The organism is Streptomyces noursei, from assembly GCF_001646665.1.
In the GTDB taxonomy this organism is placed as follows: Bacteria; Actinomycetota; Actinomycetes; order Streptomycetales; family Streptomycetaceae; genus Streptomyces; species Streptomyces lavendulocolor.
This window is the reverse complement of the sequence record NZ_LWBU01000385.1, coordinates 1-19,555: the sequence shown is the minus strand read 5'-3', so window position 1 is coordinate 19,555 and position 19,555 is coordinate 1. Positions and strand designations below refer to the sequence as shown.

At 71.6% G+C, this 19,555-nt stretch carries 16 protein-coding genes and 1 pseudogene; 10 read left to right on the top strand and 7 right to left on the bottom strand.

What is annotated here, in order from left to right; genetic code table 11:
* Window positions 1-130: 130 nt before the first annotated feature.
* Window positions 131-723 (top strand): annotated as a pseudogene (locus A4V12_RS31790) (IS5 family transposase); the annotation flags it as partial.
* A 75-nt stretch (window positions 724-798) separates the two neighbouring features.
* Here the strand turns inward: A4V12_RS31790 and A4V12_RS31785 are convergent.
* A complete protein-coding gene (locus tag A4V12_RS31785; RefSeq protein WP_064072957.1) occupies window positions 799-1,125 on the bottom strand; it encodes a hypothetical protein in 327 nt (108 codons plus the stop codon).
* A gap of 605 nt (window positions 1,126-1,730) precedes the next feature.
* Between A4V12_RS31785 and A4V12_RS40055 the strand changes: the two genes are divergently transcribed.
* From A4V12_RS40055 to A4V12_RS31775, 3 genes are read left to right on the top strand one after another with little or no spacing between them, the layout of a single operon-like run.
* Entirely contained in the window at window positions 1,731-2,204 is a 474-nt protein-coding gene (locus A4V12_RS40055) for a DnaB-like helicase C-terminal domain-containing protein (RefSeq protein ID WP_079137532.1), read from the top strand.
* A 47-nt stretch (window positions 2,205-2,251) separates the two neighbouring features.
* On the top strand, window positions 2,252-2,713 hold the full coding sequence (locus A4V12_RS31780) for a hypothetical protein (protein ID WP_159028978.1): 462 nt from the start codon (window positions 2,252-2,254) through the stop codon (window positions 2,711-2,713).
* Between the two features lie 39 nt (window positions 2,714-2,752).
* Entirely contained in the window at window positions 2,753-3,589 is an 837-nt protein-coding gene (locus A4V12_RS31775; RefSeq protein WP_064072955.1) for a PIG-L deacetylase family protein, read from the top strand.
* Between the two features lie 430 nt (window positions 3,590-4,019).
* On the opposite strand, the gene A4V12_RS39845 is transcribed toward A4V12_RS31775, so the two are convergent.
* Window positions 4,020-4,856 carry an IS5 family transposase gene (locus tag A4V12_RS39845; protein ID WP_159028977.1) on the bottom strand — a complete coding sequence of 279 codons (837 nt, stop codon included), beginning with the start codon at window positions 4,854-4,856 and terminating at the stop codon, window positions 4,020-4,022.
* A gap of 13 nt (window positions 4,857-4,869) precedes the next feature.
* On the bottom strand, window positions 4,870-5,469 hold the full coding sequence (locus A4V12_RS31770) for a TetR/AcrR family transcriptional regulator (RefSeq protein ID WP_064072954.1): 600 nt from the start codon (window positions 5,467-5,469) through the stop codon (window positions 4,870-4,872).
* 117 nt (window positions 5,470-5,586) lie between these two features.
* Between A4V12_RS31770 and A4V12_RS31765 the strand changes: the two genes are divergently transcribed.
* Both A4V12_RS31765 and A4V12_RS31760 read left to right on the top strand, forming a co-directional pair.
* Entirely contained in the window at window positions 5,587-6,201 is a 615-nt protein-coding gene (locus A4V12_RS31765) for a flavodoxin family protein (RefSeq protein WP_064072953.1), read from the top strand.
* Window positions 6,198-7,310 (top strand): NAD(P)H-dependent flavin oxidoreductase, encoded by a 1,113-nt coding sequence (locus tag A4V12_RS31760; RefSeq protein WP_064072952.1) that lies wholly within the window; start codon window positions 6,198-6,200, stop codon window positions 7,308-7,310. Before A4V12_RS31765 ends, A4V12_RS31760 begins: the two co-directional genes overlap by 4 nt.
* Window positions 7,311-7,516: 206 nt before the next feature.
* On the opposite strand, the gene A4V12_RS35870 is transcribed toward A4V12_RS31760, so the two are convergent.
* Genes A4V12_RS35870 through A4V12_RS31745 form a run of 3 tightly spaced genes read right to left on the bottom strand, consistent with a single transcriptional unit; the run spans window position 7,517 to window position 9,884 of the window.
* Entirely contained in the window at window positions 7,517-8,452 is a 936-nt protein-coding gene (locus tag A4V12_RS35870) for an MFS transporter (protein ID WP_159028976.1), read from the bottom strand.
* Window positions 8,453-8,481: 29 nt separating this feature from the next.
* Window positions 8,482-8,610 carry a hypothetical protein gene (locus tag A4V12_RS39610; RefSeq protein WP_267893247.1) on the bottom strand — a complete coding sequence of 43 codons (129 nt, stop codon included), beginning with the start codon at window positions 8,608-8,610 and terminating at the stop codon, window positions 8,482-8,484.
* Between the two features lie 41 nt (window positions 8,611-8,651).
* Window positions 8,652-9,884 (bottom strand): alpha/beta fold hydrolase, encoded by a 1,233-nt coding sequence (locus A4V12_RS31745; RefSeq protein WP_350498031.1) that lies wholly within the window; start codon window positions 9,882-9,884, stop codon window positions 8,652-8,654.
* A gap of 444 nt (window positions 9,885-10,328) precedes the next feature.
* Between A4V12_RS31745 and A4V12_RS31740 the strand changes: the two genes are divergently transcribed.
* Genes A4V12_RS31740 through A4V12_RS31725 form a run of 4 tightly spaced genes read left to right on the top strand, consistent with a single transcriptional unit; the run spans window position 10,329 to window position 16,444 of the window.
* Window positions 10,329-11,600, top strand: a complete 1,272-nt coding sequence (locus tag A4V12_RS31740) for a phenylacetate--CoA ligase family protein (protein WP_064072949.1) — start codon at window positions 10,329-10,331, stop codon at window positions 11,598-11,600.
* A gap of 46 nt (window positions 11,601-11,646) precedes the next feature.
* Window positions 11,647-12,783 carry a GNAT family N-acetyltransferase gene (locus A4V12_RS31735; protein WP_064072948.1) on the top strand — a complete coding sequence of 379 codons (1,137 nt, stop codon included), beginning with the start codon at window positions 11,647-11,649 and terminating at the stop codon, window positions 12,781-12,783.
* The gene (locus A4V12_RS31730) at window positions 12,780-13,928 is read left to right on the top strand and encodes an acyl-protein synthase (protein ID WP_064072947.1); all 1,149 of its coding nucleotides are present in this window, start codon (window positions 12,780-12,782) and stop codon (window positions 13,926-13,928) included. Before A4V12_RS31735 ends, A4V12_RS31730 begins: the two co-directional genes overlap by 4 nt.
* Window positions 13,925-16,444 (top strand): acyl-CoA reductase, encoded by a 2,520-nt coding sequence (locus A4V12_RS31725; RefSeq protein ID WP_064072946.1) that lies wholly within the window; start codon window positions 13,925-13,927, stop codon window positions 16,442-16,444. Before A4V12_RS31730 ends, A4V12_RS31725 begins: the two co-directional genes overlap by 4 nt.
* Before the next feature lie 613 nt (window positions 16,445-17,057).
* Here A4V12_RS31725 and A4V12_RS31720 read toward each other — a convergent pair.
* The gene (locus A4V12_RS31720; RefSeq protein WP_079137530.1) at window positions 17,058-19,100 is read right to left on the bottom strand and encodes a PA14 domain-containing protein; all 2,043 of its coding nucleotides are present in this window, start codon (window positions 19,098-19,100) and stop codon (window positions 17,058-17,060) included.
* Window positions 19,101-19,555 lie beyond the last annotated feature (455 nt).

Below are 19,555 nucleotides of genomic sequence, written 5' to 3'. Positions count from 1 at the left end.
TTATGGTGGGTGTGGCCGGGGCGGGTGCGGGGTGCGGCCCGGAGGCGCGGCGCTGCCGGGAGAGGGGCTCGCTGACGCGCTGGACGAGTTGCCGTGCCAGGCCCGAGGTACTTCTGCGGGTTGGGCGGAGCGGGGCTGGACCGAGGCCGGCGTGTGGCCACGCCTGCACACCGCCCTGTTGACCGAGCTTCGTCGCGCCAGCCTGCTGGACCTGGACGACTGCTCCGTGGACGGATCGCACGTCCGGGCGCTCAAAGGGGGGACCACGTCGGACCCTCGCCCGTCGATCGGGCCCGCTCTGGCTCGAAGCACCACCTGATCGTCGACCGTCACGGAAGCCCGCTCGCCGTCACGCTCACCGGCGGCAACCGGCACGACGTCACCCAGCTCCTTCCTCTGCTCGACGCCGTTCCGTCGATCCGGGGTCTGCGGGGGCGTCCCCGCCGCAAGCCCCGGCGTCTGTATGCCGACCGGGGCTACGACTTCGACAAGTACCGCCGCCTGCTGTGGAAGCACGGCATCAAGCCGATGATCGCCCGACGCGGCGTCGCTCACGGCTCCGGACTGGGCAAGGTGCGCTGGGTGGTCGAGCGCGCCTTCGCCTGGCTGCACCAGTTCAAACGGCTCCGCACCCGCTACGAGCGCCGCGCCGATCTCCACCAGGGCCTGCTCGAACTGGCCTGCAGCCTCATATGCCTGCGCCGCCTCCGAACTTCCTTCTGAAAGATCAGTAAGGGGCGACGCATAGAAGTTGGTGGCAGGGTACCGAAGTCGGGTTTCTGCCCTTGCGAGCTGAACTCAGGTGAGGTCGAAGGTGACGCTCACGGAGCCGTCCCAGTCCGGTGCCTCCACGAGCGTGAGGGTTCCATCCTCGGTCTCGACGACTCGCACCGTGATCCCGCCGCAGTCCTCACCTGGAAACGCAATGGAGAAGTGGGGATCCATCTCCATGAGGAAGTCCCAGCCCTCGCGTTGGGTCGCGTCAAGGGCGTTGGCATGCCGACCGGTCGCCCGCCACTTGCCGTCCGCGTCGACAGTGGCAGTGATGTTGATGTCGTACATCTCAAGGCAAATCGACTGATTAGCCCACCATTCGAGGCGGCCCTGACCCACGAATCGATCCATGAGCACACTATGCAACTGTGCAGGCCGACCGGGCGAGCCTGCACGGCTGCCGGCCGTCGTGGGACAGGCCGCGACACAGAATTGCATGGGGCAGACCGGACGGGCCCTCGACTCATCCGGCGGTACCCCATACGCCTTCGCCGCCTCGCGACCTCATTCTGAAACCATCAGTAACTCGAGACGGTCCGTGCAGGGCCGCACTGCTGCACCTACCAGCCGCGCGTCGGATGGCTCGGCCGTCCAGCCGCTGCCCGCCGCGCTGCCGGTGGCGGGGGCGTCCGGGTGACGTCGACGGAGGGGCCACTGGCCGCGTCTGGCATGCTCCGGGCGTTCGCTGTAGGGACGATGCGACGGTTACCACGGCCGCGGCATCGCCCCGCGAGCGTCATGACCGCGGGGGTGATGCTGACCCTCCGCACATTGTCCCCACCCGCACCCAGCTCTACTGACCCGCCAGCTCCGGGGCTCGGCGGGAAACCCGTCGCTGGGCGCTTCGGTGATCCGCCCGCATTTCCGCGATGACTCCGTGACCGCCTTCCTACAGAGGGAGTTCGTGGCGCGGGCACCGGGAGGGTGCGGGCTCGAGCAGCACGGACAAGAAGCCCATTCTCTCGGATCTGCGCGAGTTCGGTGCGATCGAGCAGGACGCGGACGTGGTGATCCTCCTGAACCGTCCCGACGCGTATGAGAAGGAGAGCGAGCGTGCCGGCGACACCGACCTCACCATCGCCAAGCACCTGCCCGGTGAGGTGTTCGGCGCGATCGTGGCCACTTGCGTCGTGATCAACGAAACTGCGGTGAGGTGCCCGGCAGTACCGCGTCGGCGAAGTGGCCGCAGCAAGGGCGCCTGCCGCTCGGCACAGACTGCGCGCTCGGCATCGCCGAGTGGCCGACGCCGACCCGCCGCACATCGTCCTCACCCGCATCCAGCTGTATTGACCCACCCGAGTCAGGGCCCGGCGGACGCTCGTCCGCCGGGCCCTTCGGCGTACACGGTGCAGTCGCAGCGGCGCCGGCGGGGAACGGCCGGGGGCGTCGCCGCGGCGGGCTGCCGTGTGACGCTCGGCCGCGGTGGGTAAGCCCTCTTCGTCGGTCCCCGCCCAGGGGGCCGGGGGTGGGGGTGCGTATGCTGCCGTCGCAGAACTCCGCTACTCCCGGGACCGGTTCGGCCGGGCCCCCGCAGCGCATGCTCGACGCCGAAATCGCGGCACTGTTCGAGGAGTACCGGACGTTGCGCGAGGAAGTCGCGTTACGGGTCGCGTCCCGCATGCACATGATCGGCTTCGCCGGCGTCGTCTCCGCCCTGCTGGCGGTCTCCAACCGGCCCACCTTCGGCGCCTTCAACCTGTACGTCGCCGGACTGGTCCTCCTCTTCGCCGTCCTATGGCTGCGCGGCGTCAACCTGGCGGTCCAGCGGCTGGGGCGCCACCTGCGCACGGTCGAGGAACGGATCAACTCCCTGGCCGCCGAAGCCTGGGGCGCCCCGGCCCCCGTCCTGACCTGGGAGACCAGCGCCCAGGCCGGCCGTCGAAGAGCACGCCGCCTGCCGCGCTGGACCGCCCGGCTGGGTGGCTGGTACACGAAGTGACCCCGTAGCGGCGGTGCCCGTACGGCAGGATGTGACCCCATGGCAAACGTTGTGGCTTTCCACGCCCACCCCGACGACGAGGTCCTCATGACAGGGGGCACGCTCGCCCGGGCGGCCGCCGAAGGACACCGCGTCGTGATCGTCGTCGCCACGGACGGCGAGATGGGCCCGTCGCCGGAACACGGCGAACCCCCGCGCCTGGCCGAACTACGGGCCAGCGCCGCCCTCCTGGGCGCCGCGCGGGTAGTCCACCTGGGCTACGCGGACAGCGGCAACGGCGGCGTGCTGCACCCCGACCCGCCGGACAGGCCCCGATTCGTGCGCGCCGATCCGGACGAGGCCGCCGAGCGGCTCGCCGCCATCCTCCGGACGGAACAGGCGGACGTCCTGCTCAGCTACGACGCCAACGGCGGCTACGGCCACCGCGACCACGTCAAAGTGCACGAGGTCGGCAGACGCGCCGCCCGACTCGCCGACGTGACCTTGCTGCTGGAGGCCACGATGCCCCGTGACCTGGTGGCCGCTCTGATGCGGCTGGTCGACCGGCTGCGCCTCCCACTGCGCCACGACGCCGTGTCCCGCACCGCGTACAGCCCCCGTTCGGCGATCACGCACCGCGTCGACGTCCGCCGGTACGCCCCGCAGAAACAGGCGGCCCTGGCCGCTCACCGCTCCCAGGTCCACGGCACCGGGCGGCTGGCCCCGGTCCTCCGCGCACTGGTACGGCTGCCGGCGCCCCTCTTCGGCCTGGTGCTGGGCCGCGAATGGTTCGTCGACTCCACCGGGACGTCCCGGTCCGAAACCGTCACGGGACTGTTCCGCCCGATCGGCCTCAGTACGGCGGCACGAGGCGGGGTGCAGGGGCGTGGCGCGTGACGCGCACGGTCCTGCCCGTGATTGAAGCTACAGCGAGCAACGAATGGCTACGACCCTGCCTCGACCGGAGAGGTAGCGCGGACCATTCCCGGCTCGTGCCCCTATAGCCTCAGACTGGCTGGGCTCTACCGGAGCACCCTCAGTAGCTGGGATTGCCTGCCGGGTGGCCCTGCGTCGTGGGGGCGCCCAAGCTCCGTAAGTCTCCGTGGCCTGCTGCGTCGGCGGCAGCGGGTGCTTCGGGCCGGGCAAAAGCGGCCAGCAGCGGGGGAGGGGTGCCCGGCGGCGGCCCGGAACGCTGGGCTCCGTGCATGTCGTGGGCGCGGACCAGTACCCCCGCCGTCACGCCTGCCCCTGCGTGAGGCGACCGCACCGCCCGGCCGTGGCTGAGGGAGAGCGGGCTGCTGCCGCGATGTGGCCCGGCCCGGCATCGCTATCCAGTGCTGCGGGCATCGTCGTGGCCGGACAGGCCGCAGCCACCTGACGCGCAGGAACCGCCCCGTCGACCGGCCGCACCAAGCGCGGCAGCACCCTCAGCGCCGGCCTGCCGTCGACATGCGTGACGGGCTACCGCCACGGCTGGATGTGCGCCGAGCCCGGCGAGCGCATCACGCCGACATTGCGCCGGCCGGCGGGTGCCGGATGTTGCGCCGCCGGAGCCAGGTGCGTATGGCTTTGGAGCTGCAGCCCTTGTCGGCGATGACGTGGTCGGGTCGCACCCTGGGCCCCCCGGCCCGGGCCGGGCACCCGCATCGCCTCCATCACGGCCGTGAACTGGGTGCAGTCGTTGGTGTTCCCGCCGGTGACGGTGAAGGCGAGCGGTCGGCCCAGAGCGTCGCAGGCCAGGTGGATCTTGTTGGTCAGGCCGCTCTGGACCGGCCGAGTCCTGGGGTGCGAAGCCCCCTTTTCGCGCTCCCGCCGCGTGCTGGTGGACCCGAACGATCGTGGAGTCGACCGACACCAGCCACTCGATGTCCCCGGTCGCGTCGGCCCTGGCCTGGGCGGCCCTGCGCATCCGCTCGAAGGTGCCGTCCTTGGCCCACCGGCGGAAGCAGGTGTGCAGCGTGGCCCAGGAGCCGTACCGCTCGGGCACGTCCCGCCAGGCCGAGCCGGTCCGAAACTTCCACACGATCCCGTTGAGGACCGTCCGGTCGTCCAGCCGTCTGCGGCCCCGCTCGGGCCGGGGCAGTAGTGGCTGCACGAACGCCCCCTCGGCATTGGACAGTTCATGGCGGCGTATCACCCGACCATGATCCCGACCGAAGATCATTTGACGACAAACCCTAGCCCGCGGCTCCGAGCAGCAGCAGTGTGTGCGGCCACAGGTCGTCGAGGACACTGGGGTCGTTCTTGAGCTTGGCGAACATGACCAGTCCTTCGATGTGGGCGACCACGGCCCGCGCGGTGGCCTCTGTCGCTCGCTCGCGGGGGACGGTTCCCTCATCGGCGGCGGCGCCGAGGGTGGCGGCGACGAGTGCGATCTGTTCGTCGAAGATTTCTTCCAGGCGGGCCCGCACGGCGGGCTCCTGCGTGGAGAGCTCCAGTGCGAGGTTGCCGAGGAGGCAGCCGTCGACCGTTCCCGAGGTCTCCTTCATCCGGCGCTGCAGCTGCGCCATGGTGTTCAGGAGTCGCCGCAGGCGGTCGAGGGCGGGGCCGGTGGCGGCCAGCTCGGTGGTCCAACAGGTGCGCTCGGAGTTCCAGTAAGCGTTGACGGCCTCGACCGTCAACGCCTGCTTGGACTCGAAGAAGTGGTAGAAACTGCCCTTCTTCACCTCTGCCTTGGCGCAGATCTCGGCGACACCGAGGCTGCTGTATCCACGGGTCCGCATCAGCGCCCCGGTGGCGTCGATGAGGCGGTCGCGTGCGGTGCTGGTGCGTCCCATGGACCGAGTATACGGCCGGTCAACTATTTGACCGACGGGCTGGGAAATAGTTGACCGGTCGCCTAGTGTCAGCCCCGTGTTGATCCGCACCGGATCACAGAAGACGAAGGGACACCCATGTCCGCACCACTTTCCGTCGTCATCGCCCATCACAGCGGCTACGGCCACACGCGGCGCCAGGCCGCCGCCGTCGCGGCCGGCGTTGATACGGTCCCCGGCGTGCGCGCTGAACTGCGGGACGTCGCCGCTCTGGACGACAGCCTCTGGGCGGCTCTCGAGGACGCTGACGCGATCATCTTCGGCTCGCCCACCTACATGGGGTCAACCTCCGCCGTCTTCCAGCGTTTCGCCGAGGCCAGCGGCAAGGTATGGGCCGAGCAGGGCTGGCAGGGCAAGCTCGCGGCCGGTTTCACCAACTCCGCCGGCATCAACGGCAACAAGGACAACGCCCTGCTCTCCTTGGCCGTCCTCGCCGCACAGCACGGCATGACCTGGGTCTCACTCGGCCTGCTCCCCGGCTGGGCCTACACCTCCACCGGCAGCCCGGACGACCTCAACCGTCTCGGCGGCTTCGTCGGCGCCATGGCCCAGTCCGCCTCCGACCTGGGCCCCGACCAGGCCCCCACGGACTCGGACCTGCGCACCGCCCACCACCTCGGCGCCCGCGTCGCCCGCACCGCTCTCCAGTTCGCCCGCGGCCGCGAGGCCGCCGCCCCGGCGGTGACCGCGTGACCCTCACACACAGCCCGGGCCGGCTCGGCGGTCTGCTGGGCATCGACCACCCCATCATCCAGGGCCCCTTCGGCGGCGGACTCTCCTCCGTCGCCCTCGCCGCCGCGGTCAGCGAGGGCGGTGGCCTCGGCTCCTACGGCGCGCACATCCTCACGCCCGAGGCGATCACAGGGCTCGTCACCGAGCTGAAGGCCGCGACGAGCCGGCCGTTCGCCGTGAACCTCTGGGTGCCGCTGGAGGGCGAGCGCTCTGCGCTGCCGGACCGAACGGTACTCACCGCCCACACCGAGCGGCTCCGCCCATACTACGACCAACTCGGCGCCGCCGCCCCCGCCTACGAGGACCTCGAGGCCCTGCCTGACTTCGACGACCAGGTCGACGCGCTCCTCGCCGCCGCGCCGCCCGTCATCAGCTTCGTCATGGGTATCCCGCCTCGCCGTGTCGTCGACGAGGCGCGCCGCCGAGGTATCGCCCTGATCGGTACGGCGACGACAGTGGACGAGGCCGTCGCCCTCGATGACGCGGGCCTCGATGCGATCGTGGCCTCGGGCAGCGACGCGGGCGGGCACCGCGGGGCGTTCCTCGCGCCCGTACGGGAGTCGCTGGTCGGCACCTTCTCGCTGGTGCCGCAGATCGCCGACGCCGTGACCGCGCCCGTCATCGCGGCGGGCGGCATTGCCGACGGCCGCGGCATCCGGGCCGCCCTCGCCCTCGGCGCCGACGCCGTGCAGATCGGTACCGCATTCCTCGCCACCCGGGAGTCCGGCGCAAGTGACGTCCACAGGCGTCGGCTCGGGACCCCAGCAGCCCGTACGACCGTCCTCACCCGGCTCTTCTCGGGCCGCACCGCCCGCGGCATACCCAACCGGTTCGTCCGCGACATGGCGGCGTACGAGGACGCCGTGCCGCCCTACCCCGTCCAGAACGCGCTGATGCAGCCCATCCGCCGGGCAGCCGCCGCCCAGGGGAGGCCGGAGTACGTGAACCTGTGGGCCGGGCAGGCAGCGGCGCTGGCCGGCGATGGCCTGCGCGCAAGGGAGTACCTGGCCCAGCTGGTCAAGGAGCTCCCGGGCCGAGGCGTTCCCTTCGGATCACCTCGCGCCCGTTGAAGATGCCCCTGCGGTGAAGCGCGGCCACCGGCCGCTGTGATCGAGTGGCGGTGTCATGCCACCGCCACTCGGTCACAGCATCGGCGGCTGGCGATCCGGTCGAGCGGACCCCTTCCACCGGACCAGCAGCACCGCGCAGCGCCGCTGACGAGAGCGCCACACACGGCACTTCGGTGTCGCTGGTCTCCTGCGGCGGCGACTGCCGCCTATTTCTTCCTCTCCTCGGTCGCCTGCTGGGTGCGGAGCGTCGCCTCGATGCGGTCGTTGCTGAGCCAGCGGAACAGGATCGGCCCGAGAGCGACGACGAGAGCGCCGGCGACGAGGAAGGGCCAGGACAACCCGAGTGCGCGGGCCAGCAGTCCGCCCAGGATCGCGCCGAGGGCGGAGGCCCCTGTCGAGAATGCGCGGAAAACTGCGGTGACGCGACCGAGCATCCGGTCCGGGATGAGCCGGGCCCGCAGGCTCACGGCGATGACCGAGTGGGTCACCACGACGAATCCATCCACCGCCATCAGTGCGCCGAGGACCACGACGCGGTCGGCAAGCCCCACGGCAGCGGTCGCCAGGCCGGATACGGCGGTGGTCCACAGCAAGGCCGTACCGGGGCGCGTGAGTCCACCGATGCGGTCGCCGTACGTGCCGCCGAGGAAGGCTCCGACCGCCCCGCCGGCAAGGACGAGACCGTAGGTGGCGGGGCTCGCGTCGAGGCGTTCGACCACGGTCAGGGAAATCAGGCCGTAGACGGCCGAGCTTGCCAGGTTGCCGACGCCGAACAGGACGCACAGGGACATGAGCAGGGGCGAGCCGGTGAAGCCACGCACTCCCGCTTTGAGATCTGTCACGAAGGTGGTCGGGGTCCTGTGGGCGCTCGCTCGCTGTGCGTAAGGGGGAGCACGGTCAGCAGCACTGCGGCCACGGCGTAGCCGGCTGCGCCCACGGCGAAGGGAGCGGCGACCGAGAGCGCGAACAGGCTGTCGCCGAGCGGGGCCGGCGAAGCTGTTGGCGACGGTGCAGGTCGCGTCGAGCCTGCCGTTGGCTCGTTCGAGCTGGTGATCTTCGACGAGGGTCGGTACCAGGGCGGAGGAGGTGTTGTCGTAGAGGGTTTCGGCGAGGCCGAACAGGAACGATAAGGCGTACAGCATGAGGAGATGCACGTGTCCTGTGGCCAGGGTCAAAGCCAGCAGGCCGACGCCCAGAGCCCCGGGTGGTGCTCGCCGTGCGGAGCCAGGACCATGCGATCGACGCGGTCCGCCAGCGTCCCCAGGGGTACGCAGAACAGCAGCCATGGCAGGTACTGCACGGCGGTGACTGTGGTGATGGCTAGGGGATCGCGGGTGAGGGTCAGGGCGACCAGTGGTGTGGCGGACAGCAGCATCCCGTCGGCCAGGTTCGATGCGGCCGTGGAAGCCCAGAATTGCCGGAACCGGCGCCAGGCAGCTCGATCGCGCGTCGAAGTGCTTGCAGTGCCGTGACGCTACCGTCGCCCCTTCGGGACCTCGGAACGCAGCCCGGTGCGCTGCCGGACGGAGGCTTGCGTTGCAGCACGACGTCCAAGGGCGCTGGCGCAACCAGCGGTCGCGCCCGGAGGGACACGGAGGTTCCACCTGCCCGCAGGAGCCGGGCCGGGCTCGTAGGCGACGTACGCCCCGGCTGCTCGAGTACGCCGCCGTCAGCGCGCGTGGTCGAGCAGGGTGCGCAGGACGGCTTCCGTGTGTGTCCAGAGCAGGGATCCCGCTGCGTCGGGGAGCAGATGCCGGGTTGCCGTCGGGAGCATCCCCGCCAGCGACGCGCCGAGGTCGGGAGGTGGACCGGGCTGGTGTCGTGCTGCCCGTACCAGAGGTCGATCGGGACGGTGATGCCGGCGAGGTCGAACGGCCAGCGGGCCATCGCGGAAGCGGTGTCGCGGGCGTAGCCCGCCGGGCCCTGGCTGAGGGCCTCGTCCATCGCGTGCCGGAAGGCTTGCCGGAAGACCGGGTCGGTGTAGACCGCGCGGTCGGCCTCGGGGCTCGTCGTGATGATCAGATCCCACAGTGCGTCGGCGCTGCCGAAGTCTGCGAAGGAGGCCGTAGCGGCGTCGGGGTCGGCCGCGACGGTGTCCACCATGGCTTTCACCTGCGGGGTCAGTGAGTGGGTGAAGCGAGGATGGGCGAGTTCGTCGCTGCCCGACACCACGGCGACGGCTTTCACCAGGCCGGCCGCCGCCAGGGCGAGGGCAAACGGAGCCCCCTGCGAGAACCCCACCACCGACGGCGCGTGCAGGGCGCGGTCCTGGATGAGGTGCCGCAGGTCGGTGGCCCAGTTGGACAGGGTGCGGCTGGGGGCCGGGTCGGAGGCTCCCAGGCCGGGGCGGTCCACGCTGACGAGCCGGACCCCGAATGTATCGACGGCATCGCCGCCGAAACCGAGCCACCTGCTGGTCGCCGCCCCCGGGCACAGCAATACGGGAGTGCCGTCGGCCGGCCCCCACTCCGCCCAGCCCAGGTGCCTGCCGTCCGGCAGCCGGGTCCGTCCGAGCCGAGCCGGCTCCCTCACGCCGTAATCCATGATCCGTATCGCCCCCTGCACCGCACGCATCGCCGGCTTCCGCCTCTGACGGGTCACGTCGGCCCAGCGTCAAACACAATGATCCACCTGCCCGGCCGAGCCGCGCATCCCTCAGCCCGGCGACGGTGACACCTCGCGGACCCGCGGCCCGGGCGGACGGGGCCGGTGCCGCGCAGGTCGCCTCAAGCACGGGGGGTGCGGCACGCGTTCCCGAATCGACAGAAGAAGCATCGGAATGGTTGATTCCGTAACAACTCTTGTTTCAGCCACCCATAGCGAAATAATTGCTGTCAATTTTGCGATGAGCCGACGAATGATTCATCATCATGACTGCGCGTCAGATATCGGCGCGCCACGGGAGCGGGGGATCCGGAGTCTCCCCCGCACAACGCTCGATCCCGCCGGCGGCGAGTTCGTGGGCTTGCCCCGCCGCGGTGACTCCCACCCAGACACCTTCACCTAGGCAAAGGCCGCATGTCCGCCCATCAGCTATCGGACCTCATACGTTTCGCCCGTCACAACTCGCCCTTCTACCGGAAGCTCTACGCCTCCCTTCCGCCGGACGCCCATCGCCTCACCGACCTGCCGGTCGTCGACCAGGAGGCGTTCTGGGCGGCCAACACCCGCCACGGCAACCGTGTACTGACCGGTCCGCTCAGCGAGGCGACCGTCTACCAGACCGGCGGGACGACTGGCGCACCCAAGTTCTCCGTCTACACCCGTGACGAGTGGCGCACCTTCGTGACCGCCTTCGGCCACGGGCTCGTGGACGCAGGACTGCGCCCGGGGCACCGGGTCGCGGACCTGTTCTACGCCGGTGAGCTCTACGCCAGCTTCCTGTTCGTCCTGGACGCGCTCGCCCACTGCCCCGTCGACAACGTCCGTCTGCCGATCGGCGGCGCGGCACCCCTGGAGTCGACGGTCCCCACGCTGCGGGACTTCGCGGCCCAGGTCGTGGCGGGCACGCCGACCACCCTGTGCCGGCTGGCCGAGCACCTGATCGCGGCCGGTCTGCGGCTGGACGACGTGGAGCTGGTGCTCTTCGGCGGCGAGGCGCTCTTCGCCGACCAGCGGCGGCTGCTGGCCACCGCGTTCCCGAACGCCGCCGCGCGGTCCGTCGGTTACGCCAGCGTCGACGCCGGCCTGCTCGGGCGCCCCGTGCCGGGCCCTGACCCCCGGGTGCACCGGGCGTTCGCACCGTACTCGATCGTCGAGATCCTCGACGACGCGACGGACGAGCCCGTCACCGAACCGGGGCGTCCCGGGCGGGTCGTCGTGACCAGCCTCTTCCGCCGCCTCATGCCCGTCATCCGCTACCCGGCCGGCGACCGCGCCGAGTGGACCGACACCGAAGCCGGCCACTTCCGCATCCTCGGCCGCGCCGAGGAGGGCGTACGGGTGGGGCCCGTGTCCCTCTACGCGCGCGACGCGCAGGACGCCGTGGCCGACGCGGACACCACCGGCCGCGTCATCGGCATGCAGTTGGTCGTACGCCGCTGGGACGGCCGGGACGGGCTGGTCCTGCGCCTGGCCACCGCCCCGGGCGACGACGACCCGGCCGGCCTGGAGGAGCTCGCCGGGACGATCACGGCACGGTTGGAGAAGGCCCGGCCGCTATACCCGGACAGCGTCCGCGCCGGCTTCGTGCACCCGCTCGCCGTCGAGTGGGCGCGCCACCGTGACCTCGCCGTCAACGCGCGTACAGGCAAACTCGTCCGCGTGCTCGACGAGAGGCCGACGACATGAGCGGCCACCGCGCGGACCGCCCGGGCTCGCCGTCGGGAGGCGGACGGTGAACGCGGTGATCGCACCCGCGCACGGCGCCGACATCGCCGAACTGCGCCAGCTGTACTACGCCGTCTACGGGCCCCACTACCCCGTCGCCCTGGGCACCGACCCGGTGGCGATGGCCCGGCTCATCGAGGACCCGCACACGCTGTGGCTCGTCGCCCGCTGCCCGGACACCGGCGCGCTGGCCGCGTCGGCCGCCGTCCGCGGGGAACCGGGCGGGCGGGTCGGCCGACTGGAAGGGCTCGCCGTGCACCCCGACCACCGGTCCGGGGGCCTGGCCGCCCGCCTCACCGAAAGGCTGTGCGCCGGGACGCTGGCGGCGGGACGGCTGGACTCGGTGTACGCCACGGTGCGCACCGTCAGCCCCGGCCCGCAGCGCGTCGTCGCGCGCAACGGCTTCCGCCCGCTCGGCGTCCTGCCCAACGCGGTGGATCTGAGCAGCCGTGAGAGCCTCGCGCTCTACGCGCGTCACCGCCCGGGTGTGCTGGAGCGCCGCCATCCGGTGCGCGAGGTGCCCGCGCCGCTGCTCCCGCTCCTGCGGACCGTCGAGCGCTCGCTGGGCATGCGTTTCGACGGCAGGCGCGCGGTGGCCCCGGCCCGTGTGGCCGGGGGCGGTTCGACCGAGCAGCTGGAGACGATCGAGGCGCCCGCCTTCGTGCGCCGGCGCTTCCGCGAGCGGTTCCCGGACGCGGAGCGCTGGTTCTACCCGCTGCACACGCCCAACGTACTGCTCACGCCGGAGGACGGGCGATTCGAGGTGTACGCCTACCTCAACCGCACCGGCCGCTACTGCTCGCTCGTCGCCGCCCATCCCGATCCGGCCGCCGCGGCCGCGTACCTGGAACCCGTCACCCGGACCCTGACCAGGGCCGGCGCCGGGTACGTCGAGGCGCTGGTGCCGCTGGCGCACCACGAGGCGCTCTCGGCCTTCCTCGCCCAGGGGTTCGTGGCCGGTGCGCTGTACCCGGCGATGCGGCGGGAGGGGGACGGCTTCCACGACTACGCCGTGCTGTCCCGTGCCACGGAGCGGATCGACTTCCGTGACGTCGTCGTCGAGCCGCCGCTCCAGCCGTACCTGGACTGCTACCTGTCGGCCTGGGCATCGGCCCACCTGCCCCCTTTCGAGGTTGCCTCATGAACCCTCATCTCGCCCCGGTCGAGGTCCCCGACCCGGCCCTCCTGCCGCACGTGCAGCGGCTGTGCGACCTGGCCGACCCCTACGCCCACGGTCCCGCCGAGGACGGGCTGTTCGCTGCGGCCATGGCGGAGATCAACGCCTGGCACGCTGAACGGTCGCCGTTCTTCCGCTCGTTGTACGAGGCGACACCACCGGCGCTGCCGTACCGGACGCCGCTGGTGCACGCCGCTTTCTTCAAGCGCCACGAGGTGCTGTCCATCCCGCGCGACCGCGTGGACCTGCACCTGACGTCCTCGGGCACCACCGGCCAGAAGTCGCAGATGTTCTTCGACCGGTGGACCATCCGGGCGGCGCAGCGCATGGTGGCGCGGATCTTCGAGCGCAACGGGTGGATCACCCCGGACCAGGAGGTCAACTACCTCCTGTACAGCTACGAGCCGGCGCCCGCCCTCAATCTCGGCACCGCCTTCACCGACAACTACCTCTGCGACTTCGCGCCCGCCCGCTCGGTCGCGTATGCGCTGCGCAACACCGGCAAGGAGCACGAGTTCGACCCCTTCGGGTGCGTGGCGGCGCTGCAGCGCTTCGAGCGGGACGGCGCGCCGGTCCGCATCCTCGGCTTCCCCGCCTTCCTCTTCTTCACCATGGAGCGGATGCGGGCCATGGGCCTGCCGCCGCTGCGGCTGCCCGAGGGTTCGCTCGTGGTGCTGGGCGGCGGCTGGAAGGGCCATGCGGACCGGCGCATCGGCAAGGTGGAGCTGTACGCCCGCGTCAGCGAGCAGCTGGGCATCCCGGGGGAACGGATCCGCGACACGTTCGGCTCCGTCGAGCACTGCATCCCGTACATCGAGTGCAACCACCACCGGCTGCACGCACCGGTCTGGTCACGGGTGACCATCCGTTCCACGCGGACGCTCGAGCCGCTGCCGTACGGGGAGACGGGCTACCTGCACCTCGTGTCGCCCTACATCACCTCCGTACCGGCCCAGAGCGTCGTCATGGGCGACCTCGCCTCGGCGCAGCCTGGGGCGGCGTGCGGGTGCGAGCTGACCACCGACTGGTTCACCGTGCACGGCCGTGCCGGAGTGAGCCGCAACCGGAGCTGTGCGGTGGCCGCCGCCGAACTGATGAAGGGGATGTCATGACGATCGTGCAGCCGCACCGCGCCGACGCACACCACTACTGGCAGGGCGCTTTCATCGACGATGAGGAGGCCGGGCGGCGGCTGGCGGACCTCGCGGGGACGGTCGAGGACGCGCTCGGCACGCCGCTGGAGACGGAGGCCCTGCTCGGCGCGTGCGACGCCCTGGCCACCGCCCTCGCGGACCCGGTGCACCCGGTGCACGCCCGGCTCGCGCCCCATCTGCCCGAGGGTGAGGGTGCGGCGGTGCTCGCCGAGATCGCCGGCGCCTTCAGCCGGCGGGAGCTGACGCGCAAGCTCCGCCGTGAGCTCGGCGGTGCCGCGCCGCACCGGCTGAACCGTCCCGACGCGCGGGAAACGGTGTACGAGGCGTGGGCGCCCGTCGGACTGGTCGCGCACATCGCGCCGGGCAACGCCGCGACCGTCGCACCGCTCGGTGTCGTCGAGGGACTGCTCGCCGGGAACGTCAATGTCCTGAAGACCAGCGGCGGTGACACGCTGCTCGCCCAGCACCTGCTGGCCGAGCTGGCCGCGCTGGACCCGAGCGGCGCCGTGGCCGCCCGTGTCATCGTGCTGCGCTTCCCGTCCGCGCGGCAGGAGTGGCTGCGTCTGATGTGCGCGCCGGCCGACGCGGTCGCCGTCTGGGGCGGCGAGAGCGCGGTGGAGGGCGTTGCGGCCCATGTGCCTCCGGGCTGCCGGCTGGTGGAGTGGGGGCACCGCATCTCCTTCGCCTACCTCACGCGGGAAGCCTGGGGCGATGCCGGCACGCTCGAGTCGCTGGCGGACGACGTCTGCCTGTACGAGCAGCAGGCGTGCGCCAGTCCGCAGGTGGTCTACCTCGACACGGAGGACGACGCGGAGCTGTTCGCGTTCGCGGAGCGTTTCGCCGCGGTGCTGGCGGCGCGGGAGCCGGCCCCGGCCGATCATGCTCCGGACCTCGCCGAGGAGGCGGAACTGAGCACCACGGAGCTGCTCGCCCGGCTGGAGGAGCACCTCGGGCGGACCCGCGTGTTCGCCGCGCCGGACGGCTCGTGGCGGGTCATGGCCGACACCCGGCCCGCCCTCACCGCCTCGCCGCTGCACCGCAGCGTGTGGGTCAAGCCACTGCCGCGCAAGCGGCTGATCGGCACGCTGCGACCGATGCGCCGGTACCTGCAAACCATGGGTCTGGCGGGCGGTCGCGGTGATGTCGCCGAGCTCTCCCGTCTCGCACTGGCCGCCGGGGTCACACGCGTCACGCCCCTCGGCTCCATGCATGCGAGCTACTCGGGTGAACCGCACGACGGGGTGTACGCCCTGCAGCGCTACAGCCGCCGCGTGGCGGTGCGGGCCGACGAGCGGTTCGCCACCACCGCCTGCCTGGACGACCTGGCCAGGCCCGTCGTCCTCCCGCCGCCCTCGGGGCCCCTGGTCGGCAAGGAGGAGGCGCAGGAACGCGGGCGTCACGTCTCGCGGGAGGACGCCGAGCTGTACTTCCGCAGCGGCGGCACCACGGGCCTGCCCGCCCTGTCGCTGTTCAGCTACGACGACTACGACACGCAGATGCACGCCGCCGCCCGCGGTCTGCTCGCCGCGGGTTACGACCCGGTGCGCGACCGGACGGCGAACCTCTTCTACTGCGGCGGCATGTACGGCAGTTTCATCAGCTTCTTCTCCATCCTGGAGCGGCTCGGCGGCGTCCAGCTGCCGCTAGCGGCGGGCCCCGACCACCGGGCGACGGCCGAGGCGCTGATCGCCCACCGGGCGGACACGCTCTTCGGGATGCCGTCGTACCTGTGGCAGTTGCTGCACGACCAGGCGGACGCGCTGCGCTCCTACGGCGGCATCCGCAAGATCTTCTACGGCGGCGAGCACTTCACCGACGCGCAGCGGCGCACGCTGCGGGAGACCTTCGGCGTCGACGTCGTCCGTTCGCTGACGTACGGCAGCACCGATCTCGGCCCGCTCGGCTACCAGTGCACGGAGAGCACAGGCGGCGTGCACCACCTCCACGCCGACCTGCACACCATGGAGATCTTGGCGCTTGACTCGGACCGGCCGGTGCCGCCCGGCGAGACGGGCCGCCTGGTCTTCAGCACCCATGCCCGTCGCGGCCAGGACCTGGGCCGGTACGTCATCGGCGACCTCGGCCGCGCCGTTCCCGGACGCTGCCCCTGCGGCAGCCACGCCCCTCGCTTCGAGCTGCGCGGGCGGTTGGGTGACGTGATGCGGGTCGCCACGTACTTCCTCGACCACCGGCGCTTCGTGACCCTCGCCGGGGAAGAAGGCGGCTACCGGGGCGAACTGCAGATCGTGCTCGCCGGGCAGGACGCGCGCGAACGGCTCACCGTCCGCGTGGAGCGGTCCTGCGCGCCCGATCCCGAAGGGCTGCGGGCGGTCCTGCTGAGCGGCTACCCGGAGCTGCGCACGGCCGTGGAGGAGCGGCTGCTCGACCTGTCGGTCGAGGCGGTGGACGGCGCGGCACTAGACCGCAGCCCGAGGAGCGGCAAGCTGCGCTCGGTGGTGGACACGCGGGGGTAGCGGGCGGGCACGGCGCACGTCCCGGCAGGTCCCGTTCCCCCGCGGGACCCGGGGCGGGCGGGGCGCCGGACCGTCTGCCCGACGCCCTGCCCCCTGGTGGGGAGGGATCCTTGTGGCGGGGACGGCTGGGCGGCCGAGTGCGTGGGCATTGATGGCATACCGAGGCGCCGTGTGCCGAGGGGGATGCATGTCCGCGCAGCAGGACCCGGTGGCCAGTCCGGCCGAGCAGCTTTACGTCCAGACCCTGAACGCGCTATTGGAACGTACGGATGTGTCCCAGAGGGCCTTCGCCAAGAAATACGCCTTCAGCCCCGCGATGGTGTCCCGGTATCTCTCGGGGCAGCGCTTTCCCTCGCACCAGTTCGCCTCCGCCCTCCTCGACGCTCTCGTGCTGGCAGGCTGCCCGCCCCGCCCAGCCCGGCCGACGCGGCCGGGCCTCGCACCTGTGGGTCAGGGATCATCAGGGCGGCGTCGAGCCAGGCCGCGCCGCGGTGGACGAGGGCCCAGTGGACGAACAGCGGGCCGTACTCGCCGAAGGCCGCCGTGCCAGGGGTGTGGAAACGGCCGCCTCCGTAGAGGAGGCGGCCGCTGGGGCGCTCAGTCAGGCGGGGCTTTAGACGCGGTCCTGGAAGATCGTGTACCAGGGGTACGTCCCCACCACGGCGCCGTCGGCCGTCACGGCCTCCAGTGTGTAGAAGTACGTGTTCCCTTTCGTTGCCGTGAGGTCCGTCCACGTTCGGGCGTCGGCCGGGAGCAGTCCGTCGTGCTGGGGGTCGTACGCCTTGGTCGCGGGGTTCCACCGATTCACGCGGTAGCCGGTGACGGCGCCGCACTGGGTCGTGTCGGTGCACTGCCAGTCGACGGACGGGCGGGTGGCCGCCGGGTTGTGGCTGAGGCTGCCGAGGTTCCAGTCCCGGGTGACCGTCACGGAGGGCCGGACGTCGAGCTCGGTGGCCTCGACGGCGGTGATCTTAGGGTCGCTCGGGTGCAGCCCGTTGCCCCAGTGGTCCTTCGCGATCACCGCGTACACGCGTGTCTCGCCGTCCGGCAAGTTGCCGCAGACGATCGCGAGCGGGTTGCTCACACCCTCCCAGCAGCGGTCGGGGCCGAGCCACTTAACCGCGCCGTCGGCCTGCCTGGCGCCGGCCCACACCACGTACTCGTCGATGTCGTCCTCGGGCGAGGCGGCCCAGCTCACCAGCATTCCGTCGCTACGCGGGGTGACCTTCACGCTGGTGACCGGGCCCGGCGCCACCGTGTCACCGGTGCGGACGACGAGCGGGGCGGAGTACGCCGACTCGTTGTCGTCCGGGTCCACCGCCGTGACGGCGTACGTCACGTACGTGTTCTCGGGCATGTCCAGGTCGACGCACGCGCCCCCGTTGCCCGCCTCGTTGCTCCCCTCTTCGGCGCAGGCCACCTCGGTACGGGCGGCCGGGTCGAAGGTCTTGCCGGGCGAGCGGTAGACGCGGTAGTGCCCGCCGTTGTCCCAGTCCTCGACCCAGCGGCCGCCGGGCGCCGTCCAGTACACCGCGGTGGAGCCGGGACGGGCGACGGAGTTCAGGCCGGTCGGGGACCCCGGCGGTGTGCGGTCGACGCCGTCGCCGGCGACGGTGGCGTACGCCCCCGGGTTGCCGGACGCGTCGATGCCGCGGACGCGGTAGTACTGGTTCGCGTTCGTGGGCGCGCTGGTGCGGTACGACGTCGTAGTCGTCGTGGTGAGCAGCTCGAACGGGCCGGTAGCCGCGGACGAGGCATACACCTCGTACTTCGCCGCGTCGGCGACGGCCTGCCAGTTCAGTGTGGCCAGCCACGCGTCGCTGACGACCGTGAAACCGGTCGGGGCCGCCGGGCCCGTGCGGTCCACCGTCGCGGCGGTGACGTCCAGGCTGCCGGTGGACTCACGGCCAGCCTTGTCCACGGCGCGGACCTCGTAAAGGAAGGTCTGGCCGGTCGCGGGCGGCGCGTCGACGAAGGAGGGGGTGGTGAGCAGCGAGCTGCCGCTGACCTGCGCCCACGGGGTGTTGCTCAGCCGCCGGTAGACGCGGTACCCGGCGAGGTCCATCTCCTTGTTGGACGACCAGCGCAGCGTGGTCTTCGCGGTGTCTCGGCTGTACGCGGCGGTCAGACCAGTCGGGGCCAGCGGCTTGACCGTGTCGACGCTCGCCTCGGTGCGCGGGAGGTAGGTGAACCCGGCGTAGGCATAACCGGTCCAGGCGACGTAGTCCACGCGGATCGTGTGGCGGCCGGCCGGGATGGTGAGGTCCACGGCCTTGCGCACGGTGGTGGAGACGTTCTGCCACAGGTCGATCTTGCGCACGCCGTCGACGTAGACGCGCATGCCGTCCTGGGTGGCCGCGGACAGCCGGAACGGGCCGCCGGAACCGAAGTCCCGAGTGACGGACCAGCGGATGGAGAAGTTGTCGTTCGGCAGCGTGACGCCGGCCGGGTCGCCGGAGCCCATGTTTTCGGCGATGGCCGAGTCACAGGCGGTCAGCTTCGGGGTGCCGCTGAAAGAGGTGTTGGCGAAGTATTGCGCCGTCCAGACGGGAGAGGTGCAGGTCACGGCCGCGGAGGCCGGGGCGGCGGTAATCATGCCGCTGACGGCGGCGAGGACGGCCGTCGCGGCCAGCGTACTCAGCCGGGTACGAGTCATCACAGAGAAAGAGGCCCCTTTCGGACCAGGCGGATCAGGTGCAGTGTCAGACGCCTGTGTGACTCGTGAGGCGGTGGCGGGGTTGCCCCGACCCCCGTGCGTTTTTCGGAAGGGCGTCCGGATTCTTTCGGGGATGTGGCTCCGCGCCTCGGCCGTCGCTACCGCGACCACCTCGACCCGGTGCCGGAAGCGCCGGTACGCATACGACAACGCCCGGAACTCCTGCGGATCGGCGACCGAGCCGCGCGGTCCGGAGCGCGAGGCGTACGCGCGGCTGCTGGAGAAACTCGCCGAGCTCTACCCCGCTTCCTCGGTGACGGACCCGGCGGAAGCGCGGACTCTGTCCACAGCGCGGGGGCGAGGGCACCGGCACGTCCACGACCCCGGCCAGCTGGGCCCGCCCCGCGGGGGGAGCCCCTGCGGGACGGGCGCGCTCTACTTGCCGGGCTTGACCC